The following is a 1,250-nucleotide window of genomic DNA, read 5'->3' as shown; positions in this document are numbered from 1 at the left end:
CCCGGGGCCACTTCTGTCGCCCCGGGGCCACTTGCGGGCGGTGATGGTTGCGCCGAGCGGCGACTCCCGACTGGCTGCGAGCGTCAGATGGACCATCTAGGGGGAAGCAGCATCCGCTCGAGGAGCCCCGGGCCGGGAATGGTTGGGGCGAATGCCGAAGGCGGCGAGCCGCCGCCCGAGCGTGGCAGCGTCTGCGATGTCGGCCCATCCCCATCGCACAACGGGCCGTTTGGTCACGCCGCGGATCCAGTCCTCGCGCGCCTTCTCCTCAGCCACGATGTCAGCTGCGCTCTTCTTCTCGGCGGAGGCGAGTTCGCGGTACTTCGCCTTGCCATCGAACTCGCCCCAAGCTCCTACGTCATCCAGACCGAAGTCCACCCAGTACACCCGCCCACGCGGACCCCTGACGGGCACCTGCAGCGAGGGAACGGCGAAGCCGAGTTCGATCAACCTGATCCGACTGATGCTCTCTCCGGGAAGCTGGGCGCGCCCATCGGCGAAATCCAGAACGCGCCGAGCCTGCGCCCGGCCCGCGCCGTGGGGAAGGAGCGTCGCGCGCGCCGCTTCCTTCAGCGCCTCTGCGGCAGCGAGGTCGTACGCGCCCGGCGAGCGGTACGCGGCTTGGCGAAGCCCGGCATCCGCTACGGACACGGCCAGTTCTTCCGACTCCATCCGTGCGATGTCTGCGATCGTTCGGGGGAGGGAGGTGCAAAGGACGCCTTGCACCTCTGTCACATCCCCGTCGCCGAGCTGGCCGCGGTGCCGAGCGATCTCGTATCCCGAGCCCGGTCGGCCGTTCGGAGAGATGACGTGGGTCTTGCCATCGTCCGACAGGAGAGGGAGCCCATGCATGGCGGCTGCGGTGCGTCCCGCGAAAATGGGCCGGATGGCAGCGATGGCGCTGTACGCCCGCGCACGGAGAACTGTTCTGTCTTCGACGGTCAGCGGCTCGAGCTCTGACGTCCGGGCGAACAACCCGCGCCGCAGTACGGTCAAGCGACCGGACTCGACCTCGCGCCGAATACGCCGAGAGTCGAATCCGAGCGCCATGAGGTCACGTCGCCGGCGCAGAGGAACGAGGAATCCGTTGGTCACCGTGCCGAGTCTTCTTGCTCCGCCCGCGGAGCGCGGGGTCTTCGGACCGATCTGGGGATCAAGAGGCGGGTACTCAGCATGGGGAGGAGAGGCTGCGATGCAGCAGCCGCGCCGTCGTCGCCTAAGCGTGAGTGGCCCCGGGGCCACTTCTGTCG

Annotated in this window: 1 protein-coding gene; it reads right to left on the bottom strand. The window is 68.5% G+C overall.

Features of this window, described 5'->3' with window-relative positions; genetic code table 11:
* Window positions 1–96 precede the first annotated feature (96 nt).
* On the bottom strand, window positions 97–1,095 hold the full coding sequence (locus tag D8Y23_RS16570; RefSeq protein ID WP_128219108.1) for a type IV toxin-antitoxin system AbiEi family antitoxin domain-containing protein: 999 nt from the start codon (window positions 1,093–1,095) through the stop codon (window positions 97–99).
* Between the last annotated feature and the right edge of the window lie 155 nt (window positions 1,096–1,250).

The sequence above is a fragment of the Microbacterium enclense genome (assembly GCF_004022425.1).
Lineage (GTDB): Bacteria > Actinomycetota > Actinomycetes > Actinomycetales > Microbacteriaceae > Microbacterium > Microbacterium enclense_A.
This window is presented reverse-complemented; position numbering and strand designations above follow the sequence as displayed.